The sequence below is a fragment of the Solwaraspora sp. WMMD937 genome (assembly GCF_029581175.1).
GTDB lineage: Bacteria > Actinomycetota > Actinomycetes > Mycobacteriales > Micromonosporaceae > Micromonospora_E.
Map to the genome: position 1 here is coordinate 5,266,587 of NZ_CP120738.1, position 24,442 is coordinate 5,291,028.

The following is a 24,442-nucleotide window of genomic DNA, read 5'->3' on the forward strand; positions in this document are numbered from 1 at the left end:
GCTGCCCGGACAGGCCTACCCGCTACCGGGCCAGCCGTACCCGCCGTACCCGCCGCACGGTCCGGTCGAGGAGCCCCGCCAGCGGCTGCATCCGCTGAGCCCGATCCTCAAGGGCAGCAGAGCCCTCGTGGTGATCATCGCCGGCCTGTCCTGGCAGACGCTCGGCCGGGTCGGTTTCGGTCGCTTCGCACTGCTGGTCGTGCTGTGCCTGCTCGGCTACCTGGCGGTGGCGGTGATCAGCTGGTACAACACCGGCTACCACGTGGTCGGCCGTGAGCTGCGAATTCACGAAGGTCTGCTGTGGCGGCGGACCCGTGCCATCCCGCTGGAGCGGCTGCAGGCGGTCGAGGTTGTCCGGCCGCTGCTCGCCCAGCTGACCGGTCTGGCCGAACTGCGGCTCGAAGTGGTCGGCGGTGGCCAGACCGAGGCGCCGCTGGCATATCTGACCGTCGCCGACGCCGCCACGCTGCGGGCCCGGCTGCTGGCGCTCGCCGGCCGCGCCAAGCCGGCCCCGGACGCGGCAGCTCCCGACGGGACGGCACCGCTGCCGGACGGCACCCCGGCCGGCCTGCCCGACCCGTCGGCGCCGCCACCCGGCCGGCTGCTACACACCGTGGTCAACCGGGACCTGCTGATCAGCCAACTGCTCACCCCGCAGACCATGTTCCTGCCGTTCGGTGTCGCGTTCGTTATCACCCAGTTCGCGATGGACGCCACCTGGTCATTCGTGGCGGTCGCCAGCACCCTGACCGCCACCGCCGGGGTGATCCTGCAGCCGATCCGGCGGGTGCTCAGCGACTGGAACTTCCGGCTGGCCCGCGACGAGGTGGGTCTGCGGGTCCGGCACGGGCTGACCGAGACCCGGTCGCAGACCGTACCGCTGCACCGGATCCAGGCGGTCGGTGCGACCTGGCCGCTGCTGTGGCGGGGGAAGAAGTGGCTGCGGATGCGGTTGCACGTCGCCGGCTACGCCGCACCGGACGGGCAGGGTGGCGGCACCCAGTCCGATCAGTTGCTGCCGGTCGGCGTACTGCCCACCGCGAACCACATCCTCGCGGACGTGCTGCCCGGCATCGCGCTCGACGCGCTGCCGATGACGCCGCCGCCGCGCCGGGCCCGCTGGCTCAACCCGCTGGTGCAGCCGAAGCTCGGTGCCGGGCTTGCCAACGACGTGTTCAGTGTCCGCAGCGGGTTGCTGACCCGGCAGATGCTGGTCGTGCCGTACGCGCGGATGCAGAGCGTACGGGTGGTGCGCGGGCCGTTGCAGCGACTGCTCGGGTTGGCCACCGTGTACGCCGACACCGCCAGCGGGCCGAGCGCCGCCGCCAAGGACCGGGATGTGGCCGAGGCGTGGCGGCTGGCGGCGGAGCTCAGCGACCGGGCCCGCGCCGCCCGCAGCACGCCAGCCGATCCGCCCTCGCCGCAGCCGTCGATCTGAAAGGAGTCGTGGTCGATATACCGGCCAGATCCTTCTAGATCAACTGGTGGACGAGGGCGAGCAGCAGGTCGCAGCGTTCGGCGGCACGCACCGCGCGGTGCAGGTTTGGTCCGTGCGACGACTGACCGAACGAGATCGTCGCCGCCTTCAGGATGCCGCCGCACAAGCGGCAGTCCGGGTCCGCGGCGTCGGCCGCCGCGATCCCGGCGGGCGAGGCGAGCCGCGTCCACCGCAGGTGCCGGTCGCCGGGTCACCCGTCACCGTCGTCGTCCGGCTCGCCGGCCGGCATCAGCCCGGACAGGTGCAGCACAGCCCGGATGCGCCGGGCGGAGCTCGCGTCCCACCGGTCCAGAATGGCGAGTGCCCGCAGGAACGGTCGACACGGTGCCGGGATGCCGCCGCACCGGTGACACTCCCCGGTGGTGCGGTTCGGGATGTGGGTCCGGGCGGTGGAGTTCGCATCATGGACGACTCGGGCCAGCTCCGGTGACCAGGTAGGGTCGCCGCCTCGCGTCGGATCGTCCGGGGGCCCACCGATCCCGTCGTTTCTGATCATCATTACCCCCTCGGATCGATTACGAACAGCGTGTATCTTTCTGTCGAGTTCCACCCTGGATAGGTGACCATGCTCAATGGAAGAAGGCGTTAGGCCCAGGGAATGCACGTGCTGTCCAGGCCAGCAGAAGATCACAAGTTCGAGCGATTTGGGGGATGTGAAGGTCTATGGCTGGGAGCGATTATCTGATATCGGAGCTACGCCGGCTGCGCGAGTCGTTCGGGCTGACCCAGGATGCGTGGGCCGACCGGATCCACTTCTCGGCGAAGCACGTGGGTGCCATCGAGCGCGGCGAGCGGCCCGCGCTGCCGGACTACCTGAAGGCCGTCGACAAGGTGTTCGGCACCGCGCTGGTCAGGTTCTATCGGGAGTTCGTCCGGGGCGACTGGACACCCGTGTGGTACCGGCCGTTCGTCGAGTACGAAGGTCGGGCGACCCTGCTGCGGGTCTACCATCCGACGCTGATCCCCGGACTGCTGCAAACCGAGGCGTACGCACGCGCTCTCCTGCCGGCAATGAACGTCCCGGCCGAGGACGTCGAACAGACGCTCGCGGCACGGCTGGACCGGCAAGAGATCATCACCCGAACCACCAGCCCGTGCCGCCTGGTCGTGGTTGTCGACGAGGCCGCCCTACGGCGGCGGGTCGGCGATGCCGAGGTTATGCGCGACCAGCTGAAATGGCTGGTCTCGATTTCCGCAGAGCAGCACATACGGGTGCTCGTCGTTCCGGCCGATTCCCCGGCATACGTCGGGCTTCGGGGACCGATGGTGCTCGCGTCCGTCGAGGGCCGCACGGTCGGCTTCCTGGAGGGGCATCTGGAGGGCAACGTGGTCGAGTCACCAGACTCCGTGGCAAGTCTGGAGGCCGACTGGGAGGACATTCGGGGCTACGCTTTGTCGGTAGAGCAGTCCCGAAAATTGATCATGGAGGCGACAGAGAGATGGACCTGACCGAGGCTGCGCGCTGGCGCAAGAGCACTAGGAGCGATACGGCGAACTGCGTCGAGGTGGCCGACAACATCACCGGGCGCGTCCTCGTGCGGGACACCAAGGACCGCGACGGCGCGATGCTGACCTTCGGACCGACCGCGTGGCGGTCCTTCGTGTCGACGGCTGCCACCCTGAAGCCTTGAGCCATCGGACAGCGCCGAGTCAGCCGTAGGCCGGATCACCCAGGCTTGACTCCGCCCTCGCGGTTGGAGCCAAGCCTGGGTCGTCCTAATGAGCTGCGGCGCTCTCGCTCGCCGGCAGCCGGTACGTTGCCCGCAGCGGCGACAGCAGGGCCGGCAGGAAGGCGGCGGTCATCCCGGCCGTACCGATCCACAGTACGGCCGACGCCCCGAACAGGCCGCCGAGCGCACCGCCGAGCAGCGCCGCGACCGGCATGCTGCCCAACTGGACGAAGCGGACCGTGGCGCTCATCCGGCCCAGCAGCCGATCCGGAGTGATGCTCTGTTGCAGGCCCGCCTGCGCGACAAGCCGGACCACCCCGCCGAAGGACAGCAGTGCCAGCCCGGCCACAGCAAGCCAGGTCGGCCAGCCGACACTTGTTGCTGGCAGCAGCGCGGCGGCCGGAGCGGTGCACAGCGGCGCCAGCCAGATCGCCGGACCCGGGCCGACCCTGGCGATCAGCCGGCCGGCCATCAGCGCGCCGACGAACCCGCCGCAGGCCATCGCCGAGAGCACCGAGCCGATGCCGGACGTACTCAGATCCAGCTGCCGGGCCAGGAAGACCAGCAGCATCGTCTGGTACACGACGAGGAAGAGACTGAAGAAGCCGTCGGTGAACAGCATCGGCCGCAGCAGCCGATGACCGAGAACGAAGCGCAGTCCTTCGGCAACCTCCCGGATCAGCTGCCGATCGGTTGCTTCCGGCCGCACCACCTCGACGGTACGGATTCGCAGCATGCCGAGCGCGGACAACAGCATCCCGGCGGCGCTCACGATCAGCGTGAGCGGTGCACCGAGCCAGCCGACCAGGGGACCCGCCAGACCGGGGCCACTGATGCTGACGGTGGAACGGACCGCAGCGATCCTGCTGTTCGCCTCGACCAGGTGGTCACGACCGACCAGCGTAGGGACATAGCTTGTATACCCGACCTCGAACAGTATGGTCAGCAGTCCGTGGCCGAGAGCAAGCGCGTACAGCAGCCAGATCGACAGCGCATCGGCCCACCAGGCCAGCGGTAGCGTCATCAGCAGCGCGGCTCGGAGCGCATCCGTGTTGACCATCACCGCGCGCTTGCGCCACCGGTCGACCCACGCACCCGCCGGCAGCCCGATCAGCAGCGACCCGGCCGTGGTCATCGCGGTCAGCACGCCGACCTCGAACTCGTCCGCGTCCAGCCAGAGGATCGCCACCAGCGGCAGCGCGAGGTAGGACCCTCACCTGACGTGATCCCATCGATTCATGAGGACCGAGCATACGGAGGGGGTACCCGGTCATGGCGACACGACCATCATATGTGGTCACTGGAGGCGCCCGGGGCATCGGTCGCGCGATCGCAGAACGCCTCGCCGACGAGGGTCAGGTCGTCGTCGTGGATGTCACCGGTGAACTCGACTGGCAGCACGAACGGGTCGTACCGATCACCGGCGACGCTCGTGACGCCGAGACGGCGCAACGGGCGGCGGCCACCGCCGAGTCCGCCGGTCCGCTGCTCGGTTGGGTCAACAACGCAGCGGTTTACGGCGACGCGGGGATGGACGACGCGTCGGCGGCCCAGATCCTGGACCTGATCTCCACGAACCTCGCCCTGGCGGTCACCGGCTGCCACGTCGCGGTCAACCACTTCCTGACGCACAGGTGTAGCGGGGCCATCGTCAACGTCTCGTCCCACCAGGCCCAGCGCCCAGTCCGCGGAGCGCTGCCCTACGCGACCGCGAAGGCTGCCGTCGAGGGTCTGACCCGGGCAATGGCGGTGGATCACGGGCCAGCCGGCATCCGTACCAACGCTGTCGCGCTCGGCTCCATCGCCACCGGCCGGTTCGAGCAGTACCGGGCCCGGCACCCCGAGGTGGACGCCGAGATGGCCGCGCTGCATCCGCTCGGTCGAGTTGGGACCCCAGGTGAGGTGGCCGACGCTGTCACTTTCCTGCTGTCTCCCGCCGCCGGATTCGTCAACGGCGTCGTCCTGGCCGTCGACGGCGGACGGGCAGTCAACGGACCCGACCCCGAAGCCACCGGGGTCGCGGGGCGGGCCCGGTCGGAGGGCGACCAGCGGCGCGGTGGTGCGTTCGATGTACCAGCGGGTGTAGAAATGTCTGTCAACGACGACTCCGGCTACCTCGCCTGAATCGACCGGCACCCGGACGGCTTAGTGCTCAACATCCACCGCTACCCGGCCGCCAGCTACCTTGTGCTGCACCGCAGCACCTGCCGGACGATCACCGGCGCACCGGCCGGCGGCAGCCGCTGGACCTCGGACTACAGCAAGATCTGTGGCCAACGCCGTGACCTCGAACAGTTGGTGTTGCAACGGCTAGGCGCGGTGGTCCACCCGTGCAAGTTTGTGCGAACCCCCCTGACCGTGCTGGGAAGATGTGGTGGTCGTCGAGGAAAGCGCTATCCGATTGCAACTGTGGCATGAGGTGGATAGCGCTCCGCTCGATGTCGGCGACCGGACGATCGGCGGCCCCGCTACGGGGCCCAGGCGGGGTCGACGTCCCAGGTGACGTCGGCGGCCCAGCTGGTCGGCGAGTTCCAGGACGGGCCACCGGCGCCGTCGCTGAGCCAGATCTCGGCGGCGAAGTGGCGCAGGAACGAACCCGGATAGTTGAACGACTCCAGCGAGACATCAGATCCGGTCAGGCCGCGCCGGGCGCACCAGGTGGCGTCGGCGCGCAGCAGCGCGGTGCCGTCGTCGGGCGAGTTTCGGACCCGGGAGTTGGCATGTCGGAGGTACTGGCCCGGGAAGTTGACCGACTCGAACGAGCAGCCCTGGTCGAGGGTGCCGAGCTGGAAGACGAACTCGCCGTTGAGGGTCGGTCGCGGTACCCCGTCGATGGTCCGTACGCCGATCTCCCGCATACCGAAGTAGTGGGTGGTCCGGTCGACGGCCCGGCCGTTGCGGTCCCGCAGGGTGACGCGCAGGTGGTAGAGGTACGGGTCGTCCGGGGACCAGCGGCGAGCGTCCGGCACCGGTACGGCGAACTCGGTGAAGCCACCAGTGGCGGTGCCGACGACGGTGGCTCCGGCGAGGGCTTCGGCGCGGACGGTGTGGCCGGTGGTGTCGCCTCGGGTGGCCACCCGGATCCGGATGGTGTCGCTGGCCAGGTCGGGGCGCAGGTCGACGTCGCTGATCGAGGTGGCCGGGGTGGGTTCCAGCCAGACGGTCTGCCAGATGCCCGAGGCCGGGGTGTAGAAGATACCGCACCTGGTCGCGCTCGGCCGCCGCCGAATCGCTTTCATCGGATCCCGTGGCCACGACGACCGGCAGTCGGCGCAGCTGCGGCTGCGCGGTTTCCGGGCGGGCCTCGCCGCCGCCGGGCTGCCCGACCGGCCGGAACTGACCGTGGTCACCGACCGGTTCGGCCGAGCCGACGGCTCGACGGCTCGACGGCTCGACGGCTATGCGACGACTGCTCTCCCTCGCCGAGCCGCCGGACGCGGTCTTCGCGTACAACGACCTGATCGCGCTCGGCGCGATGCGCGCCGCCGTCGACGCCGGCCGACGGATCCCGCAGGACGTCGCGGTCGTCGGGATCGACGACATCGAGGAGGGACGGTACGCCAACCCGAGCCTGACCAGTATCTCCCCGGACAAGGCGGCGATCGCCCGGCTGGCGGTCCGACGGCTGGTCGACCGGATCGAAGGGCGTCCGCCCCGGCCGCCGTACGACGTGCAGACCCCGTTCGCCATGGCGGTCCGGCAGAGCACCGCCGGCGACGCTGCCGGGGACGGCCCGGACGGCAGCGGTGACCCGGACGCGGCCGGCGCGTGGTCCGGCTTTCGTGGTCCGACACAGGTCGAGCACCTAGGCTGACTGGTCATGGGACACACGCCGGAGAACAGCTTCCGCCCGGGTGCCACCGCCCGGGTCGAGCTGACCGTGACCGATTCCGACACCGCCCAGGCGGTCGGCTCGGGCGACGTACCGGTCCTCGGTACCCCGCGGCTGCTCGCCCTGGCCGAGGCGGCGACGGTAGCCGCCACCGCCACCGGGCTGCCACCCGGCATGACCACCGTCGGCACCCGGGTCGAGCTGGACCACCGGGCGGCGACGCCGGTCGGCCGTACGGTGGCCGCGCTGGCCCGGCTGACCGAGGTCGACGGGCGGCGGCTGGTCTTCGAGGTGGTGGTGTTCGAGGCGGGCACGACCATCGCGCAGGGCCGCATCGAGCGGGCCCTGGTCGACCGGCACCGATTCGTCGAGCGGGCCTTCGACCGCACGCCGGCGCCGCGGGCCGGCGACGACCCCACCGGTGAGCGGGCAGTCTCCGGATGAGTGCCCGGTTCGTCGAGGTCGGCGACCGGGTGTACGTGCTGCGCCGACCCCGGCTCGACGTCAACTCGACGCTGGTCGTCGGCGCGGCCGCCGCCGTGCTCGTCGACACCGGCAGTACGCCGGCCGAGGCCGCCGAGCTGGTCGAGGCGGCCCGGCGGATCACCCACCTGCCCTGGTCGGTGGTGAACACCCACCACCACTTCGACCACTGCTTCGGCAACCAGGTGGCCGCCGGGGATCCGCCCGCGCCGGTGTGGGCCCATCAGGAGGCGGCCCGGCTGCTGGCCCGCCCGGTCGAGGTGGTCCGCGACGAGGCGTACCGCGAGATGATCGGCCACGATCCGCAGCTGGCCGAGCAGCTCAGCCACGCGGTGGTCCACCCACCGGACCGTACGGTGACCCGCGCCGCGACGCTCGACCTGGGCGGCCGGGTGGTCGAGCTGTGGCATCCCGGGCGCGGGCACACCATCGGCGACCTGGTGGTGCACGTCCCGGACGCGGACCTGCTGGTCGCCGGCGACCTGGTCGAGCAGGGTGCCGCACCGTCGTTCGACGACGCCTACCCGCTGGAGTGGCCGGACACCCTCGCGGCGGTGCTGCGGCGCCTCGGGCCGGCCAGCGTCGTGGTGCCCGGCCACGGCGCCTGCGTCGGCGTCGACTTCGTCCGGGCCCAGCACGCCGACCTGGTGGCGTTGGAGTGGCTGATCCGCGACGGGCACGCCGACGGGGCGCCGCCGGAACGGGTCGCCGCGCGGGCACCGTTCGGGCCGCAGACGGCGGGCACCGCGGTCGTCCGCGGCTACGCCGAACTGTCCAACCGGGCCTGACCGCACTCGGCGCGACCGACGGGAGCCGGCGACGGCGGTCCGGAGTCGATGGTGAGCAGGGCGGGCAGCGGACCCGCGTCGGCGTTGACGAGGTCACCGAGGCGAACCTCGTCGAGCGCGGAGAGGAAGGCCGCTCGGGCCCGGCGCAGCTCGACGCGCAGTCGGCAACCGGCGCGCAGCGGGCAGGCCGGCTGGTCGCAGGAGACAACCTCACCGTCGCCCTCGAAAGCCCGTACCACCTGGGCCACGGTCATCTCGGCGGCGGCCGGGACGAACGCGGTGCCGCCTGCCCGGCCCCGCACCGTGACCAGAACGCCGAGCCGCTGCAACCGCTGCACCACCTTGGCGACGTGGCTGCGCGGCAGGGCGAGCCGGGCGGCCAGGTCGTCCACCGTGGTACGGGTGCGGGACGCGGCGGTGAACATGGCGACCCGTAACGCCATGTCCGTGGACCGGTTGAGCTTCACGTCCCGACCCTAGTCAGCCACGGCAGACCGGCACGGCCCGGCGTGAACGGCCCGGCCCGGCGCGGTGTGATCGGGGCTCGGGACCAATGGCCGTAAAAGAGGAACCACAGATTCCTGTTTAGAGGCGTCGTACCCGTCCGATCCCCAAAGGAGTGACCGTGCTCTCGAAGTCCTCAGCAGCGGTGGTGACCGCGACCCTGCCCGCCGTACAGGCCCACGGCGCGGCCATCACCAGCCGGTTCTACCAGCGGATGTTCGCCGCCCATCCGGAGCTGCTGGATTTGTTCAACCGGGGTAACCAGGCGACCGGCCGCCAGCAGGCGGCGCTGGCCGCCGCGGTGGTCGCCTACGCCGAGCACCTGACCGGGCACAGCACGCTGCCCTGGGCGCCGATCCTGGACCGGATCGCACACAAGCACGCCTCGCTCGGCATCACCGCCACCCAGTATCCGATCGTCGGGCGGCATCTGCTCGCCGCCGTCGGCGAGGTGCTCGGCGACGCGGTGACGCCCGAGGTCGCGACGGCATGGAACGAGGTCTACTGGCTGCTGGCCTGCGAGCTGATCGCCCGGGAGGCCCGGCTCTACACCGTCGCCGGCCTCCCCCTGCAAGCCGATGCCGGTTGGCGGCCGTGGCGGATCGTCGAGAAGATTCCGGAGACCGCCGACGTCGTGTCGCTGATCCTGGCTCCGGCCGACGGCGACCCGGCACCCACCTTCACCCCCGGCCAGTACGTCTCGGTCGCGGTTGATCTGGGAGACAGCCAGGGCCGGCAGATCCGCCAGTACAGTCTGTCCGGCCGTCCCGGCGCCGCGACCTGGCGGATCACCGTCAAACGGCTCCGGGGCGGGGCCGGAGCGGCGGGCGGGTCAGCCGGGTCGCCGGCACCGGACGGAACGGTCTCCAGCCAGCTGCACGACCGGACCGCCGTCGGTGACGTCCTGCGGCTGAGCCCGGCGTTCGGCGAGGTCAGCTCCATCGGCGCGCTCGGCGCGCCGCTGCTGCTGGTCAGTGCCGGGATCGGCGTCACCCCGGCGATGGCCGCCCTCGCCCAGCTGGGCGCGGTCGCGCCGGCCCGCGAGGTGGTGCTGGTGCACGCCGACCGGTCGGCGGCCGCGCACCCGTTGCGCCACGAGTTGCCGGAGCTCCAGCAGCGGATGCCCAACCTGTCGGTACACCTGTGGTACGAGGACGCCACTGACGGCGAGATCGCTGGGCTGAAGGCGACCGTCCACGCCGGGCGGGTGGATCCGACGCTGGTCCCGCTCACGCCGGGAGCCTGGGCGCACCTGTGCGGGCCGGTGCCGTTCATGGCGCAGGTCCGTGGCGAGCTGCTGCGCCGGGGCATGCCCGCCGAGCGGATCGGCTACGAGGTGTTCGGGCCGGGGATGCTGGCAGGCTGAGCCGCCGACACCGCCGTCAGCGGGCGACGGTCAACAGCACCGCCGAGTCCTCGTCGGCGTACAGCGCGTGCCGGGCGTCCGGGACGACCAGCAGGTCGCCCGTCCCGCCCGGCCAGGACCGGTCTCCCGGCCAGCCGGATCCGGCCGCGCAGGTGCTGCGCACGTTCTGCCGCCGCTCACCCCGAGAGCCACTCATCTCGAGAGCCGCTCAACCCGAGAGCCGCTCAACCCGAGACAAGAGCCGGCAGGACCGTACCGATCGGCTCGCGCACCACCGCGTCGGCGATCGTGTCGTACGGGGTCGGCGCGGCGTTGATGATCACGACGCGGGCACCGGACTCGGCGGCGATCTCGACCAGTCCGGCGGCCGGCTGCACCGTCAGCGAGGTGCCGACGGCGAGCATCAGGTCGCAGTCGGCGACAGCCCGCGCAGCCCGCCGCAGGGTCGGTCCGTGCAGCGACTGGCCGAACGAGATCGTCGCCGTCTTGAGGATGCCGGCGCAGTGCCGGCAAGCCGGGTCGTCCTCACCGGCGGCCACCCGGTCCAGGACCTCCTGGATGCCGGTACGGTCGGCGCAGCCGAGGCATTCGACCTCGTACAACGTGCCGTGGATTTCGATCACGGTGTCCGGTGAGTTGCCGGCCCGCTGATGCAGCCCGTCGATGTTCTGGGTGACGATCGCGGCCAGCTTGCCGGCGCGCTCCCACTCGACCAACGCGGCGTGGCCGACGTTCGGTTCGGCCGTCCAGGCGGCGTGGTCGCGGCGTCCCTGCCAGGCCCGGCGGCGGATGGCCGGATCGGCGACGTACGCGTCGAGGGTGAAGAGTTTCGCCGCCTCGGGGTCGCGGGTCCAGACGCCGTTAGGTCCCCGGAAGTCGGGTATGCCGGAGTCTGTGGAGATGCCGGCTCCGGTCAACGCCACGATCCGGCGGGCGTCGGCGACCCATTCGGTGACCTGTCGGATGTCGACGTTGTCGCGTAGACCGCTCATCCTGCGACGGTAGCCGGCGTCACCGTCGGACGACGACTCCGGCCGAACAGGCAAACGCACACGAGTTCCCGGTCACCCGTGAACGGGTGACCGGGAACTCGTGTGCGTTTGCCGTGAGCCATCAGCAGGACTGCGTCACATACCTGGTGGCCGCGCCGACGCGGGATGCCACCCCACACCTGATTCCACCCGATAACGTGGCTGCAACCTGCGATCTCTACCGCCCCTAGAGATCCCTTTACCATCCGTCGGTGGCGGTTTTCTTGCGGCATCATCGGCGTCCGGCAGGGCTATGTCCCATTGGCCACCAATCTGCCCACCAAGGAATGCACCGCGCATCGCTTCACCACCACGATCGTCCCCGCGCGGCACATCACCACCGTCACCACGAGAAAACTGACCACTAGAATACTCTACGTAGATGCGATGTATGCGATAGCCGATCGGACGACGAACACCTGGCCGACTGCGCTCAACAGCACGCGCCGCAACAAGGAAATCACTCACGAGCCGGTCGACTGCAGCACCTTCCGTCTCCGCCTCGACGAAGGCCTCGACTTCGATGACGCCTTCGATCGCGTCACTGGAGGTCGAGATATCTGCGACCTTAGCGGCATCCGCAACCCCGAGGATTTCTTCCAGGACGTGTTTTGCATCTGCGTGCAGTTCGGCCTCGACTGGCCGCAAGCCGGAGCTCCACCCTCGGGGCACGACTCGCAAGACGACTCTAACCTCCACTCCCGCACCAGCTCCCTATGGGATCCAAGCCTCCAATTCCGCTTCCGCACCCTTCTGGGGCGCCGCCGACAGTCTAGCGAGTTAGCCCAATCCAGAAGTCTCTTGGCATACCTCTCGGCGTTCTGCGGGCGCCAGCTTACACTTCTCTGATGGCAACCCTTGGCGCAGACAATCGCTCCCTCCGGTTGATCCAGTTCAACCGTGAAATTGCGGATTCTCAGATCCTCCAAGACGTTGTTGACCTCGATATCGGGATGGATTTGGAATCCAAACGCTCCCATTCTTCTCCCAACGTTGGGCACCCCTACCGCACGGCGCAGCGGTCCGTACCACAACGAGCGGATGCCCCATGGGTGACGCGGAGACTTGTGGATCTCTAAGCACTCAGCACTTCAGCACCAAGAGGCCCGAACATCAAATCTTATCAGTATTCATACCAGCGCATACTTATCATCTTGGTAACTTACCGCAGTTCCATCAATGTCGACGGACAATCTGTCCGTCGACCCATTTCCGGAGGGCACCCGCAGCAGCGGACACGCCGGCCGTGCTGCACGCGAGGCGGCGTCGAAGTCCGACGCGGTGAGCGCCAACCATCGCCGAGATCCAGGCGGTCGCCGCACCTCACCGTTGACACGCGGACGTGACCGGAGCCTCATCCGGTTAGCGCTCACGTACACCGGTCAAGGTTCCAGCGATACTGGTGTGAAATGTCCGCGAAACCTGGGTCCCACGTGGATTCCCACCTGGATGGAGCCGACTGTCACCGAGGTCGCCGACCGGGTGCACGTGCTGCCGAATCGCTCAACGAGGGCGCGCTGACCATCCCCGGCTACCCGGTCTCGACGCCAACGTCAGCGACGACCAGGTCAGCCGAAACGTTCGGCGACGGCTGTCCGGGTGGGCATCGACACCGCGCCGCCCGGTGACTCGCACACCAGCCCCGCCACCTGTAGGGCGAACCCGACCCGGGCGGCCCAGCCGGCGACGTCGGCCGGCAGCCCGGTGCCGAGCAGTTCGGCGATCAGTGCGGCCATCACCGAGTCGCCGGCGCCGGTGGCGTCGACCGCAGCCACCGTCGGGGCGGCCACGGTCAGCACCTCGCGGCCGGCGCTGACCAGGGCGCCGGCCGCGCCCCGGGTGACCACCACCGCACCGGCGCCGAGATCGTGCAGCAGCGCGGCGGCGGTCACCGGGTCGGCGCCGTCGTAGAGCACCTCGGCGTCGGCGGCGCTCAGCTTGACCAGGTCGGCGGTTGCCGCGAAGCCGGCGACGACCTGCCGGTACGCGGTCAGAGACGCGGCGTCGGGCAACAGCCGGGGCCGGACGTTGGGGTCGAACACCCGCAGCCCGCCGGTGCCCGCCCAGGCCTGTCGGGCGGCGGTCAGCGTCGGCTCGCACAGCAGCGCGATGGAACCGCAGTAGAGCACGGCGGCGTCGCCGACCAGTTTCCCGTCGAGGCTGGCCGGTTCGAGCAGCCCGTACGAGGGCGGGTCGCCGTAGAAGCGGAAGTCCGGCTCGGCGCCGGTGAAGGTGGCCACCGCCAGGGTGGTGGGCGTGGGCACGGTGACCAGGGCCCGGTCGCCGACCCCGGCGGTACGCAGGAAGTCGCGGATCCGGTCGGCGAGCGGATCATCGCCGAGGGTCCCGGCGAACTCGACCGCGCCGCCGAGCCGGGCGACCCCGACCGCGACGTTCAGCGGCGCCCCGCCGATCACTTGGCGGTAGACCGGCTGGCCGGCGCATTCGCCGTCGAGCAGGTCGATCAGTGCCTCGCCGAGCACCACCGCGTACCGCATGGATCTCCTTCCACCTGCAGTTTTGCCGCTCCGAAGTCTGCCAGGTCGGCGCCCGGGCCCCGGTCACCACCCCGCACCGCGCCCCGCACATCGAGCAGTGACTATTGCACTTCCGATCGATGTATGGTGGGATATCGATTACCAGGACGGCGTGGGGGCAACTCGCTGTCTTTCGGACTCGCCGGGAGCTGCGCGAGCGCGCTAGACGTCCATCGGACGGCACGTCGGTCAACCGCGTCCGCGGCACGGCCGGCCAGTCGCCGTTCCTCCTCATGTTTCCTGACGTTCCGTTATGTCGGAACCCATCGCCCTGTCCGCCGGCCCGGGTCTGTCCCGCGCCGTGGACCGGTTCACGAAGGAGTCTCGGTGAAAGCTCTACGCAGAGTGGCGGTAGTTGCCGCCGCTTCCGCGCTCACCGCCGGCCTGCTCACGGTGGTGACCCCCAACGCGGCTTCGGCGCACGGTGCCGCCATGACGCCGGGCAGCCGCACCTACCTCTGCTGGGTCGACGGTCTGACGCAGACCGGTCAGATCATCCCGCAGAACCCGGCCTGCTCGGCCGCCGTCGCTCAGAGCGGCGCCAACTCGCTGTACAACTGGTTCAGCGTGCTGCGCTCCGACGCGGGTGGCCGCACCACCGGTTTCATCCCCGACGGACAGCTGTGCAGCGGCGGCAACTCCGGCTTCTCCGGATACAACCTGGCCCGCAACGACTGGCCGCTGACCCACCTGACCGCCGGTGCCCGGATGGAGTTCAAGTACAGCAACTGGGCCCACCACCCTGGCACGTTCTACTTCTACGTGACCAAGGACAGCTGGAGCCCGAACCGCGCGCTGGCCTGGAGCGACCTGGAGGCGACCCCGTTCCTGACGGTGACCAACCCGCCGCAGCGGGGCGCGGTCGGCACCAACGACGGCCACTACTACTTCAGCGGCAACCTGCCCAGCAACAAGAGCGGCCGGCACATCATCTACTCGCGGTGGGTGCGCTCGGACAGCCAGGAGAACTTCTTCGGCTGCTCGGACGTGACGTTCGACGGTGGCAACGGTGAGGTCACCGGGATCGGGGGCAACCCGAATCCGACCCCGCCGCCAACCACCGCGCCGCCGCCCACCACCGCTCCCCCGCCCACCACGGCCCCGCCGACCACCGCGCCGCCGACCAGCAACCCGCCCACCGGCGGCTGCTCGGCGACCTACCGGACCACCAGCTCCTGGTCCGGTGGATTCCAGGGTGAAGTGACAGTCACCAACAACAGTTCCGCGAGCATCGGCGGATGGACCACGACCCTGAACTTCGGCAGCGGGGTCACCATCAACAGCCTGTGGAGCGGCACCCACACGGTGAGCGGATCGAGCGTCACCGTCCGCAACGCGGCCTGGAACGGGTCGCTGTCGCCGAGCGGGTCGACCACGTTCGGCTTCGTCGCCAACGGCAGCCCCGGCACACCGTCGACGGCCTGCTCAGCGAGCTGATCCACCGCCGCACACGGCAGATTCCCACCTGACCGGGCCCGGCAGCGCGAAACGCTGCCGGGCCCGGTCGGTGCGTGGCCTCGCAGGTCGGGTCGACGCGTGACTCGGTAGTCCCGGCGACGCGGGACCGCAGTGGGTCAGGCCACCATCGACCCGACCACCGGCTTGGTGAGCAGCGCCGACTGGTTGCGCCGGATGCCGGGGTCGAGCGAACGCTCCACGAAGATCGCGTGCCAGATGCAGAACACGAGCACCGTCCACACCTTGCGGGAGTGGTCGGCCTCCTCACGCTTGTGCTCGTCGAGCAGCCGCATCGCGTACGACAGGTCGAGCAGGTCACCGGCGCCCGAGGTGGCGAAGATGTGCCGGGCCCACTCGTACATCTCGCCGCGCAGCCACACCCGGGTCGGGGTCGGGAAGCCGAGTTTGCGGCGGTTCACGATGGCCGGCGGCACCACGGTCTGCAGGGCCTGGCGCATCGCGTACTTGGTGGCGTCGGAGCGGGGCGGCAGCCGTAGCTCCACCGGGATCTTCGCGGCCACGTCGAAGACCTCCTTGTCGAGGAACGGCACCCGCACCTCCAGCGAATGCGCCATCGAGATCCGGTCCGCCTTGACCAGGATGTCGCCGCGCAGCCAGGTGTACAGGTCGACGTACTGCATCTTGGTGACGTCGTCGAGCTCGGCGCACTCGGCGTAGATCGGCGCGGTCACGTCGGTGTAGCGCACCGACGGGTCGTAGCGGCGCAGCAGGTGCCGCTTCTCCTCCTCGGTGAACATCCGCGCGTTGCCGTAGTAGCGCTCCTCGATCGGGGTGGTGCCCCGCTCCAGGAAACTCTTGCCCTTGACCCCCTGCGGGATCACCTTCGAGACGGCACGCAGCCCTTTCTGCATCGGATCCGGCAGTCCGTGCACCGCGCCCAGCGACAGCGGCTCACGGTAGATGGTGTAGCCGCCGAAGAACTCGTCCGCGCCTTCGCCGGAGAGCACCACCGTCACGTGTTCGGCGGCCTTCTGCGCCACGAAGTACAGCGGCACCAGCGCCGGGTCGGCCACCGGGTCGTCCAGGTGCCAGACGATGCGCGGCAGCGCCTCCATCATGTCCTGCGGCCCGATCTTCGTCGGGATGGTGGTCACGTTCAGGTGCCGGGCCGAGTCCTGGGCGACCTCGATCTCCGAGTAGCCCGACACGTCGTACCCGACGGTGAAGGTCAGGATGTTCGGGTTGAACTCGCGGGCCAGCGCCACCACCGCGGTCGAGTCGATGCCGCTGGACAGGAACGCTCCGACCGGCACGTCGGCCCGCATGTGCATGCGTACGCTCTCCCGCAGCGTCTCGCGGATCTCGTCGTACAGCCGCTGCGGGTCCGGCGTCGACGTCGGCCGGAAGATCGGCTGGTACCAGCGGCGGACCTGCACCCCGCCGGCCGGGTCCGGCGCCGGCCGACCGGTCGTCGGGTCCAGCGCCGGCGGCGACCAGGTCAGGCACTCCCCGGAGCCGATCCGGCTGATTCCGGAGTGCAGGGTGCGCGGCTCGGGCACGTACTGCAGGGTCAGATAATGCGACAGGTTCGCGGTGTCCACCCCGGCGTCGCCGGCACCCGCGGCGGCGGAGAACGGCAGCAGCGCCTTCTTCTCCGAGGCCAGGTAGATGCCGTCCGGGGTCTGCAGGTAGTGCAGCGGCTTGATGCCGAAGTAGTCCCGGGCGCCGAACGCGCGACGCCGCTGCCGGTCCCAGATCACGAAGGCGAACATGCCGCGCAGCTTGTGCAGCACCTTCTCGCCCCAGTAGTGGTACCCGGCGACGATCACCTCACCATCACCGGCGGTGGCGAACTGCGCGCCGAACTCCCGGACCAGTTGGTCGCGCAGCTCTATGTAGTTGTAGATCTCGCCGTTGAAGGTGAGCAGGTAGCGGCCGTCGGCGTAGGCGAGCGGCTCCTGGCTGGACGCCACGTCGATGATAGCCAGCCGCTTGTGCGCGAACACCGCGTCCGCCCACCGGCCGGTCGGGTCGCCGATCACCTCCACGCCGGTCTCGTCCGGGCCACGGTGGTGCAGGCATTCCAACGCGTGGGCGATCGCGTCGCGGTGTGCGCCGGCGTCGCCGCGGGCGCTGAAAAAGGCCAGGAGTCCGCACATGGCAGACATCTTTTCACGTGCCGGTCACGCGGTACCGTCGAGTACGCCCAACCGTGGGGAGGACGCAGTGACACAAGATCAGACCGAGGGCACGGCACCGGACCGGGCCGGAGCCACCGGCACCGAGATGACCGCCGAAGGCACCGAGACGACCGCCGAGGTCGTCGCCGAGCAGCCGCGCACCGAGTCGCACGACCCGGACTTCCCGGAGAAGCTTCTGGAGTTCATGCGCACCGGCTGGCGCGACGACACGTTGCCGCTCGCCCCGCGTACCGAGGCACCGAACCACGCCCGCCGTCGCGCCGCCCTCGCCGACGCCTTCCCCGGCGAGACCCTGGTGGTGCCCACCGGCACCGAGAAGACCCGGGCCAACGACACCGACTACCCGTTCCGGCCGGGCAGCGACTTCGTCTACCTGACCGGTGACCACGATCCGGACAGCGTGCTGGTGCTGCACCCGACCGGGGACGGACACGACGCGGTGCTCTACACCCGGCAGCGGTCGTCGCGGGACAATGACGAGTTCTTCCGCAGCCGCGACGGCGAGTTGTGGGTGGGCCGGCGGCGCACCCTGGCGGAGAAGTCGACCGAGCTGGGTCTGCGCACGGCACCGCTCAGTGAGCTGCCGCAGGCGCTGGCCGGGTGCGCGCCGGCCCGGACCCGGGTGCTCCGTGGCTTCGACCCGCGGGTGGACGCGGCGGTGCTGCCGTACGACAGCGGTGACGACACCGGGGACCGCGACCGTGAGCTGGCCACGGCGATCGCCGAGGCGAAGCTGGTCAAGGACGGGTGGGAGGTCGCCCAGCTGCAGGCGGCGATCGACGCGACGGTCCGCGGCTTCGAGGACGTGGCCCGGGTGCTGCCGGCCGACCGACCGGTCGCCGAACGGCTGCTGGAGGGAATCTTCGCGCTGCGTGCCCGACACGACGGCAACGACGTCGGTTACGGTTCGATCGTCGGCGCGGGCGCGCACGCGACGATCCTGCACTGGGTACGCAACGACGGCGTCACCCGTCCGGGTGACCTGCTGCTGATGGACATGGGCGTGGAGGGGCACCACCTCTACACCGCCGACGTGACCCGGACCCTGCCGGTGTCCGGCCGGTTCACCGCCCTGCAGCGCCAGGTCTACGACATCGTCTACGCCGCGCAGCAGGCCGGGATGGACTACATCAAGCCGGGGGTGAAGTTCAGCGACGTGCACCAGACCTGCATGCGGGTGCTCGCCGAAGGCCTGGCCGAGCTGGGCGTGCTGCCGGTCAGCGTGGACGAGGCGATGGACAAGGAGTCGACCGTCTACCGCCGGTGGACGCTGCACGGCTTCGGCCACATGCTCGGCATCGACGTGCACGACTGCTCGTACGCCCGTAAGGAACGCTACCGCGACGGCGAGCTCGGCGAGGGGTACGTGCTGACCGTCGAGCCCGGCCTGTACTTCCAGCCGGAGGACGAGCTTGTGCCCGAGGAGCTGCGCGGAGTCGGCATCCGGATCGAGGACGATGTGCTGGTCACCGCCGCCGGGGCGGTGAACCTGTCGGCCGGGCTGCCCCGGCAGGCCGGCGAGGTCGAGGCCTGGCTGGCGGCGCAGCGCGACGCCGGACCCCGGCTGCCCTGACGACGCTCGACTGCGCTGACGTTCGACTGTCCCTCCCACCATCTGCCTGACCCGGTGCCGGTCCGGTGACGCCGTCAGGTCGGCTGGACGAAGACCGCCACGGTACGCGGCGGCACGGTGAACGTGCCGGTGGCGGCGTCGAAGCTGGCCTGCCGGCTCACCGGGTCGGCCGAGTCGCGCAGCACCGGGTGCAGCTCGACGGTGGTCCGACGTAGCTCGGGCAGCCGCTGCCGGGCGGTCTGCGGAGTCGCGTTGAAGATCACCGTCACCGACCGCCACCGCCGGTCCAGGCCGGCGGAGCGCAGCCGCATGGTGATCACGCCGGGGGTCTCGGCCGGCCCGGCCAGCGGGAAGCTGACCCGCTGCTGCACCTCGCGGGCGGTGGACAGGGCGAACACCGGTGACGAAGCACGGATTCGCAGCAGTTCGGCGTACCGGGCGGCGGTCGCCTCGATCGTGGCGCAGTCCGGCACCAGGGCCGGGTCGGCGAGCAGCGGGCCGGCGTACGGCCATTTGTCGGCGTTGTCGGCGGCCGACGGCAGCCCGGCGCCGAATCCGTTGCCGGCGGCGCAGTCCCAGCGGATCTGGTTGAACCAGTCCCCCGAGTTGTACGAGTTGCGGTCCAACGACTTGGATCGCAGCCGTTCGCTGCCGGCGGTGACGAACCCGGTGCCCTGAGCGAAGATCACCGTGGACAGCGCGAGCAGCTGGGCCCGGGACCGGTCGGCGACCGACGTGCCGGCCGGCAGCTTGTACGCCAGCGCGTCGTAGAGAATCTCGTTGTCGTGGGCGTCTACGTAGGTCACCGCCTCCCCCGGTGCCGCCGTGTAGCCGGCCGGTGAGCCGTTGTAGTCGACGTCGGCGCCGGTCACCCGTTCGCCGCTGGCAGCGGTGAACGAGTACCCGGCCAGGTTGCCGGTCAGGCCGACCTTGATGATGTCCTGCTGGTGGCGTAACCGGGTCTGCTGCTCGGCGCGGCTGCCGTTGACCGGATCCCCGTTCGGGGCGGTGAACAGGCCGGTGGCGAAGCCCTGCACCCGGGGGTTGGCGTCGAACGGGCCGCCGCCGCGCACCGCGTCACGCAGCCGGTCGGTGAACGTACCGATCCCGGTGCCGGCCATGTTGGCCTGGGTGGCCTGGACGAACCGGGCGTCGCCGGCGACCTCGCCGAAGTCCCACCCCTCGCCGTAGAGCAGGATCGACCGGCCGTCCACCCCGTCCCGGGCCACGGTCAGCCGGTCCAGCGCCCGGCGTACCGCCAGGATGTTGGCCTTCGGGTGGTGGCCCATCAGGTCGAACCGGAAACCGTCCACCTTGTACGCCCTCGCCCAGGTGACCACCGAGTCGACGACCAGCCGGCCCATCATGGCGTGTTCCGGGGCGGTGTTGGCACAGCAGGTGGAGGTGGCGACGGTGCCGTCGTCGAGCAGCCGGTGGTAGTAGCCGGGAACGATCTGGTCCAGCACCGAGTGCCGGTCCACACCCGCCGCCGACGTGTGGTTGTACACCACGTCGAGCACCACCCGCAGCCCGGCGGCGTTGAGCCCGGCGACCATCGCGCGGAACTCCGCGGTCCGGGCGGCACCGTCCGGGTCGGTGGCGTAGCCACCCTCCGGCACCGTGTAGTGCAGCGGGTCGTAGCCCCAGTTGTAGCCGTCACGGTCGGCGATGGCGGCGACGCACTCCTGCTGGCGGGGCGAGTCCGGCGGCAGCGCGGCCAGGTCGCAGTCCGGCTCGGCCTGCGCGGCGCGACGTTCCGGGATGCTGGCGAAGTCGAAGGTCGGCAACAGGTGCAGGTGGGTGACGCCGGCGTCGGCCAGCGCGGTCAGATGCCGCATCCCGGTGCTGTCCGGGTCGGTGAACGCCAGGTAGGTACCGCGCCGCTCGGCGGGGACGCTGTGGTCGGCGATGGAGAAGTCGCGGACCGACACCTCCTGGATCTGGGTCCGGCCGGCCGGCACCGCCGCCGGTTTGCGCAGCCGCGTCCAGCCGTCCGGGGTCAGCGCCGGGTCGTCGAGGTCGACGATCAGGCTGTGTGTGGAGTCGGCGGCCAGGGCCACCGCGTACGGGTCGGTGACCGAGGTGGTCACCATCCGCCCGGCGGCCGGCTGCCAGGCGTCGACCCGGTAGCGGTAGTAGCGGCCGGACCAGGACGACTCACCGCGTACCGACCAGACGCCGGTGCGGTCGTCGCGGCGCATCGCCACGGTCTGCGGCTCGACGGTCGGCGTGTCGAACAACTCCAGCGCCACGGTACGGGCGGTCGGCGCCCAGACCGACAGGGTGGGCCGCCGGCCGGTGAAGGTGACCCCGAGCGGGGCTTTCGTCGCGGCGGCGTACAGGTCGTCGAGCACGCCCGGCGTCTGCACGCCGGTGACGGCCAGCAGGTTACCCTCGTGGTCGCGTTCGGTGACCGCGACCTGGCCGCGCAGCGCGGCGGCGACCGTCGCCCGGTCCCGGACGTCGACGGTGAACGCGCGGTGCGCCCACAGGTGCGGGAACGCGGCCCGCTGGTCCTCGGTGAGCCCGTTGCGCCGCGCGGTCAGCGGGATCGACCGATGGTCGCCGACGAGCTCGTCGCCGTCGACCCGCAGCCCGCCGTCGGGTGACCAGACCAGGTCGTAGCGTCTGCCGTCGGTCGGTCCGGTGGCCCAGGCCACGGTGGACCGGTCGATCCAGTGGGCCCGCCGCGCGGTCAGGTCGAGGTCGCGGCCGGCGCCGCCGGGTGCCGGTGGCAGCAGTCGCTGCGGGTCACCGGCGAGCAGCCACACCTCGCGGCCGGCGGCGGCGAAGTCGAGCCGCTGGTCGGCCGGCAGATCCTTGTCGTCCCCCCGGTGGACGATGTAGCTCAGCCCGGTCGCGCCGTCGGCCAGCGGCACCCGGAAGGTGACACCGTAGTCGTCGCGGTCGGCGGGCGGCAGCGGCTCGTCCCAGTCGGTGGGGGTGGCGGCGCCGCCCCAGACGTGCAGCCCCCAGCCGGTGTAGTCGCCGTCGGCGCGGCGGTAGTGCAGCACCGCCACGCCGTCGTCGACCGGTGGACCGTCCTCACCGGTGGCGTCGCGGCGGGTCGGGTAGAGCGCCGGGTCGCCCTGCTTGACCCACACCTCGCCGGTCGCGTCCACGTCGACTGTCCGGTCGACGTCGACGTCCTTCGTGCCGTCGCCGTCGACGACGAGGAAGCCGACCGACCTCGCGCCGGGGGCGAGTTTCACCCAGGCGAACCGGCCGTAGCTGTCCTCGCCGGCGAACGGTTGACCGGTCGGCCAGGTGGTCTGCCAGTCCGGGTCGATGTCGCCCCAGGTGTACAGGCCCCAGTCGGTGTAGTCGCCGTCGGGGCGCTGGTAGTGCACGACCAGCCAGTCGCGGGCGTCGCCGGACGGCGGGGTGCCGACCACGGCGGTGGTCCTGGCGGTGGCGGTCCGGTGTCTGCTGTCGCGCACCACCGCCTTGTACTCGATCCGGGTGCCGCCGGCCAACCCGGCGAGGTCGTGGTGCACCTGGTACGGGGCGTGCCCGGCCCGGCCGAGCACGGTCCACCTGCCGCCGGCGACCCGGGCGGAGACGGTGACCTCGGCCAGTGGGTCACCGGTCACCTCGGCGGTGACGGTGGCCCGGGTGGCGACGGCGGCGCCGTCAGCCGGGGCGGTGATCGAGATCGACGGTACGCCGGCCGGTGTCGGGATCGGGGTGCCGGCGGCGTGCACCAGCGAGGACAGCGCCGGCACGGTGACCGTGATCCGCCCGGCGGCGTCGGCGTGGACCGGCCGGTGCCCGCCGTACACGTTGGTGAAGGTGGCACCGGGTGACCAGGTGTCGACGGTGACCTGCTGGACGGTGGTGGCGTTGTTGACCGCGACGACGTACTCGACGCGCTCGGCCGGGTCGACGCGGGAGAAGGCGAAAACCCCGGGGCCGTCGGCGGCGTACCGGGTGACCTGGATGCCGTCGCGCAACGCCGGGTGGCCGGCGCGCAGCGCGCCGAGCTCGGCGATGCCCCGGTAGAGCGGGTGGTCGCGGTCGAACTGGTCGTCGGCGTGCGTGCGGTCGGTGCCGAGCAGGTCGTCGTCGAGATAGTCGTCGACCCGCGAGGCGAACATCGTCTGCCGGGCGTCCTTGTCTCCCCCGGCGCCGGTGAAGCCCTGCTCGTCGCCGGAGTAGATCACCGGCTGGCCCCGGGTGAGGAACATCAGTTCGTGGGCGAGCAGGTCGCGGCGCAGGTGGCTGGCCGGGTCGGTGCCACCGTCGACGACGAAGGTGCCGATCCGGCCCATGTCGTGGTTGCCGAGGAAGGTGGGCAGCCGGCCGGCGTCGGTGTCCCGGGCGGTGTAGAGCGGATCGGCGGCGTACAGCTCGGCCAGGGCGGTCGCGGACCCGCCGTCGGCGACGTACGACCGGGCTGCCTCCTGGAAGCCGAAGTCGAGGGTGGCCGGTAGCCCACCCCGGCGGACGTAGGTCGAGGTGACCTCGGGGTCGGCGGAGTAGACCTCGCCGAACATGAAGAAGTCGGGGCGCCCGGCGCGTCGGGCGGCGTCGTCGATGCCGTGGCTGAACTGCGGCCAGAAGTCGAGATTGACGTGTTTGACGGTGTCCAGCCGGTAGCCATCCACTCCGGTGGCACGGATCCAGTCGGCGAATATCTTCGTCATGCCGTGGACCACCTCCGGACGTTCGGTCCACAGGTCGTCGAGGCCGAAGAAGTCACCGTACTCGCTGTTCTCGCCGATGAAGGTGCTGTCGCCCCGGTTGTGGTACATGGTCGGATCGTTGAGCCAGGCCGGGACCTTGACCCGCGCGTCGGCGGGGTCGACGACCGGGGTGTACGGGAACGCGTCGGTGTCGACGTCCGGGAACGCGCGGCTGCCGTCGGCGTGGTTGCGGTCGTCGAACGGGCGGCCGGCGACGTCGCGGTACGGCTCGGTGGCCTTGTCGACGTAGCTGTAGCTGTCCTCGGCGTAGGAGATGACGTCGGCGGTGTGGTTGACGATGACGTCCAGATAGATTTTGATGCCGCGTCGGTGGGCGAGGTCGACGAGCCGTTTGAGGTCGGCGGTGCTGCCGAAGTGCGGGTCGACCTGGGTGAAGTCGGTGATCCAGTACCCGTGGTAGCCGGCCGACACGTCGTCGCCGCTGCCCTGCACCGGTCGGTTGACGAAGACCGGGGCGAGCCAGATGGCGGTGGTGCCCAGGCCCTGGATGTAGTCCAGGTTGTCGATCACACCCTGTAGGTCGCCGCCCTGGTAGAAGCCCTTGTCGGTGGGGTCGTGACCGGTGACGAGCCGGTCGCCGGTCAGCCCGCCCCGGTCGTTGCCCGGCTCGCCGTTGGCGAACCGGTCCGGCAGCAGGAAGTAGAACTGTTCGGCGCGGCTGACGGTCCCGGTGGGTACGGCACCGGTGGGTGCGGCACCGGCCACCGGCGCCGGGACGCCGACCAGGGTGGCGGCGAGGACGGCGGCGAGACCGTACGGTGCCAGGCGGGACGCACGGGTGCGGACGGGTGCGGCTTCCATCGACAGCCTTCCGTTGGCGATGAGCGCACGCTA

Annotated in this window: 21 protein-coding genes; 10 read left to right on the plus strand and 11 right to left on the minus strand. The window is 70.7% G+C overall.

Annotated elements, in window-relative coordinates:
- The first annotated feature begins 85 nt into the window (after positions 1-85).
- Positions 86-1,438, plus strand: coding sequence for a PH domain-containing protein (locus tag O7621_RS23220; protein WP_282234697.1), 1,353 nt, complete (start codon positions 86-88; stop codon positions 1,436-1,438).
- A 34-nt stretch (positions 1,439-1,472) separates the two neighbouring features.
- On the opposite strand, the gene O7621_RS23225 is transcribed toward O7621_RS23220, so the two are convergent.
- Complete coding sequence (locus O7621_RS23225; RefSeq protein WP_282231217.1) at positions 1,473-1,604, minus strand: hypothetical protein; 132 nt, start codon at positions 1,602-1,604, stop codon at positions 1,473-1,475.
- A gap of 84 nt (positions 1,605-1,688) precedes the next feature.
- Positions 1,689-1,994: a hypothetical protein gene (locus O7621_RS23230; protein ID WP_282231218.1), complete on the minus strand. Its 306-nt coding sequence runs from the start codon at positions 1,992-1,994 to the stop codon at positions 1,689-1,691.
- 167 nt (positions 1,995-2,161) lie between these two features.
- On the opposite strand from O7621_RS23230, the gene O7621_RS23235 reads away from it, so the two are divergent.
- Together O7621_RS23235 and O7621_RS23240 are read left to right on the plus strand one after the other, a co-directional pair.
- Positions 2,162-2,947 carry a helix-turn-helix transcriptional regulator gene (locus tag O7621_RS23235; protein ID WP_282231219.1) on the plus strand — a complete coding sequence of 262 codons (786 nt, stop codon included), beginning with the start codon at positions 2,162-2,164 and terminating at the stop codon, positions 2,945-2,947.
- Positions 2,938-3,129, plus strand: a complete 192-nt coding sequence (locus tag O7621_RS23240; protein WP_282231220.1) for a DUF397 domain-containing protein — start codon at positions 2,938-2,940, stop codon at positions 3,127-3,129. Before O7621_RS23235 ends, O7621_RS23240 begins: the two co-directional genes overlap by 10 nt.
- An 85-nt stretch (positions 3,130-3,214) precedes the next feature.
- On the opposite strand, the gene O7621_RS23245 is transcribed toward O7621_RS23240, so the two are convergent.
- Entirely contained in the window at positions 3,215-4,366 is a 1,152-nt protein-coding gene (locus tag O7621_RS23245) for an MFS transporter (RefSeq protein ID WP_348775328.1), read from the minus strand.
- A gap of 74 nt (positions 4,367-4,440) precedes the next feature.
- Between O7621_RS23245 and O7621_RS23250 the strand changes: the two genes are divergently transcribed.
- Positions 4,441-5,292: an SDR family oxidoreductase gene (locus tag O7621_RS23250; protein ID WP_282231222.1), complete on the plus strand. Its 852-nt coding sequence runs from the start codon at positions 4,441-4,443 to the stop codon at positions 5,290-5,292.
- A 344-nt stretch (positions 5,293-5,636) separates the two neighbouring features.
- Here the strand turns inward: O7621_RS23250 and O7621_RS23255 are convergent, their stop codons facing one another.
- The gene (locus O7621_RS23255) at positions 5,637-6,407 is read right to left on the minus strand and encodes an AbfB domain-containing protein (protein WP_282231223.1); all 771 of its coding nucleotides are present in this window, start codon (positions 6,405-6,407) and stop codon (positions 5,637-5,639) included.
- A 161-nt stretch (positions 6,408-6,568) separates the two neighbouring features.
- On the opposite strand from O7621_RS23255, the gene O7621_RS23260 reads away from it, so the two are divergent.
- The 3 genes from O7621_RS23260 to O7621_RS23270 are packed head-to-tail and all read left to right on the plus strand — an operon-like array spanning position 6,569 to position 8,271.
- The gene (locus O7621_RS23260) at positions 6,569-6,982 is read left to right on the plus strand and encodes a substrate-binding domain-containing protein (RefSeq protein ID WP_348775258.1); all 414 of its coding nucleotides are present in this window, start codon (positions 6,569-6,571) and stop codon (positions 6,980-6,982) included.
- 6 nt (positions 6,983-6,988) lie between these two features.
- Positions 6,989-7,444 (plus strand): hotdog domain-containing protein, encoded by a 456-nt coding sequence (locus tag O7621_RS23265; RefSeq protein WP_281555383.1) that lies wholly within the window; start codon positions 6,989-6,991, stop codon positions 7,442-7,444.
- Positions 7,441-8,271: an MBL fold metallo-hydrolase gene (locus O7621_RS23270; protein ID WP_282231224.1), complete on the plus strand. Its 831-nt coding sequence runs from the start codon at positions 7,441-7,443 to the stop codon at positions 8,269-8,271. The genes O7621_RS23265 and O7621_RS23270 overlap by 4 nt, the downstream gene beginning before the upstream one ends.
- Here O7621_RS23270 and O7621_RS23275 read toward each other — a convergent pair.
- Positions 8,244-8,738 carry an Rrf2 family transcriptional regulator gene (locus tag O7621_RS23275; protein WP_282231225.1) on the minus strand — a complete coding sequence of 165 codons (495 nt, stop codon included), beginning with the start codon at positions 8,736-8,738 and terminating at the stop codon, positions 8,244-8,246. The two genes, O7621_RS23270 and O7621_RS23275, sit on opposite strands and share 28 nt — an antisense overlap.
- 152 nt (positions 8,739-8,890) lie before the next feature.
- Here O7621_RS23275 and O7621_RS23280 point away from each other — a divergent pair, with 152 nt between their 5' ends.
- A complete protein-coding gene (locus tag O7621_RS23280; protein WP_282231226.1) occupies positions 8,891-10,141 on the plus strand; it encodes a globin domain-containing protein in 1,251 nt (416 codons plus the stop codon).
- Positions 10,142-10,157: 16 nt separating this feature from the next.
- Here O7621_RS23280 and O7621_RS23285 read toward each other — a convergent pair whose 3' ends face one another.
- The 4 genes from O7621_RS23285 to O7621_RS23300 all read right to left on the minus strand — a co-directional run bounded on the left by O7621_RS23285 (position 10,158) and on the right by O7621_RS23300 (position 13,670).
- Positions 10,158-10,337 (minus strand): hypothetical protein, encoded by a 180-nt coding sequence (locus O7621_RS23285; RefSeq protein WP_282231227.1) that lies wholly within the window; start codon positions 10,335-10,337, stop codon positions 10,158-10,160.
- Between the two features lie 28 nt (positions 10,338-10,365).
- Positions 10,366-11,133: an NAD-dependent deacylase gene (locus O7621_RS23290; protein WP_282231228.1), complete on the minus strand. Its 768-nt coding sequence runs from the start codon at positions 11,131-11,133 to the stop codon at positions 10,366-10,368.
- A 135-nt stretch (positions 11,134-11,268) separates the two neighbouring features.
- Positions 11,269-11,820, minus strand: a complete 552-nt coding sequence (locus tag O7621_RS23295) for a hypothetical protein (RefSeq protein ID WP_282231229.1) — start codon at positions 11,818-11,820, stop codon at positions 11,269-11,271.
- Positions 11,821-12,740: 920 nt separating this feature from the next.
- The gene (locus O7621_RS23300) at positions 12,741-13,670 is read right to left on the minus strand and encodes a carbohydrate kinase (protein ID WP_282231230.1); all 930 of its coding nucleotides are present in this window, start codon (positions 13,668-13,670) and stop codon (positions 12,741-12,743) included.
- A 423-nt stretch (positions 13,671-14,093) separates the two neighbouring features.
- On the opposite strand from O7621_RS23300, the gene O7621_RS23305 reads away from it, so the two are divergent.
- Positions 14,094-15,146: a lytic polysaccharide monooxygenase gene (locus tag O7621_RS23305; RefSeq protein ID WP_282234698.1), complete on the plus strand. Its 1,053-nt coding sequence runs from the start codon at positions 14,094-14,096 to the stop codon at positions 15,144-15,146.
- 137 nt (positions 15,147-15,283) lie between these two features.
- On the opposite strand, the gene asnB is transcribed toward O7621_RS23305, so the two are convergent.
- Positions 15,284-17,287, minus strand: a complete 2,004-nt coding sequence (gene asnB, locus O7621_RS23310) for an asparagine synthase (glutamine-hydrolyzing) (protein ID WP_282231231.1) — start codon at positions 17,285-17,287, stop codon at positions 15,284-15,286.
- Positions 17,288-17,414: 127 nt separating this feature from the next.
- Here asnB and O7621_RS23315 point away from each other — a divergent pair, with 127 nt between their 5' ends.
- Positions 17,415-18,902 carry an aminopeptidase P family protein gene (locus O7621_RS23315; RefSeq protein ID WP_282234699.1) on the plus strand — a complete coding sequence of 496 codons (1,488 nt, stop codon included), beginning with the start codon at positions 17,415-17,417 and terminating at the stop codon, positions 18,900-18,902.
- A 74-nt stretch (positions 18,903-18,976) separates the two neighbouring features.
- Here the strand turns inward: O7621_RS23315 and pulA are convergent, their stop codons facing one another.
- Positions 18,977-24,409: a pullulanase-type alpha-1,6-glucosidase gene (pulA, locus tag O7621_RS23320; protein WP_282231232.1), complete on the minus strand. Its 5,433-nt coding sequence runs from the start codon at positions 24,407-24,409 to the stop codon at positions 18,977-18,979.
- Between the last annotated feature and the right edge of the window lie 33 nt (positions 24,410-24,442).

Coding starts and splice junctions, on each gene's coding strand:
- O7621_RS23230 (WP_282231218.1), bottom strand. CDS start 1,994: ATGATCAGAAACGACGGGATCGGTGGGCCCCCGGACGATCCGACGCGA.
- O7621_RS23315 (WP_282234699.1), top strand. CDS start 17,415: ATGACCGCCGAAGGCACCGAGACGACCGCCGAGGTCGTCGCCGAGCAG.
- O7621_RS23235 (WP_282231219.1), top strand. CDS start 2,162: ATGGCTGGGAGCGATTATCTGATATCGGAGCTACGCCGGCTGCGCGAG.
- O7621_RS23250 (WP_282231222.1), top strand. CDS start 4,441: ATGGCGACACGACCATCATATGTGGTCACTGGAGGCGCCCGGGGCATC.
- O7621_RS23290 (WP_282231228.1), bottom strand. CDS start 11,133: ATGAGCGGTCTACGCGACAACGTCGACATCCGACAGGTCACCGAATGG.
- O7621_RS23270 (WP_282231224.1), top strand. CDS start 7,441: ATGAGTGCCCGGTTCGTCGAGGTCGGCGACCGGGTGTACGTGCTGCGC.
- asnB (WP_282231231.1), bottom strand. CDS start 17,287: ATGTGCGGACTCCTGGCCTTTTTCAGCGCCCGCGGCGACGCCGGCGCA.
- O7621_RS23240 (WP_282231220.1), top strand. CDS start 2,938: ATGGACCTGACCGAGGCTGCGCGCTGGCGCAAGAGCACTAGGAGCGAT.
- O7621_RS23260 (WP_348775258.1), top strand. CDS start 6,569: ATGCGACGACTGCTCTCCCTCGCCGAGCCGCCGGACGCGGTCTTCGCG.
- O7621_RS23255 (WP_282231223.1), bottom strand. CDS start 6,407: ATGAAAGCGATTCGGCGGCGGCCGAGCGCGACCAGGTGCGGTATCTTC.
- pulA (WP_282231232.1), bottom strand. CDS start 24,409: ATGGAAGCCGCACCCGTCCGCACCCGTGCGTCCCGCCTGGCACCGTAC.
- O7621_RS23265 (WP_281555383.1), top strand. CDS start 6,989: ATGGGACACACGCCGGAGAACAGCTTCCGCCCGGGTGCCACCGCCCGG.
- O7621_RS23285 (WP_282231227.1), bottom strand. CDS start 10,337: ATGAGTGGCTCTCGGGGTGAGCGGCGGCAGAACGTGCGCAGCACCTGC.
- O7621_RS23300 (WP_282231230.1), bottom strand. CDS start 13,670: ATGCGGTACGCGGTGGTGCTCGGCGAGGCACTGATCGACCTGCTCGAC.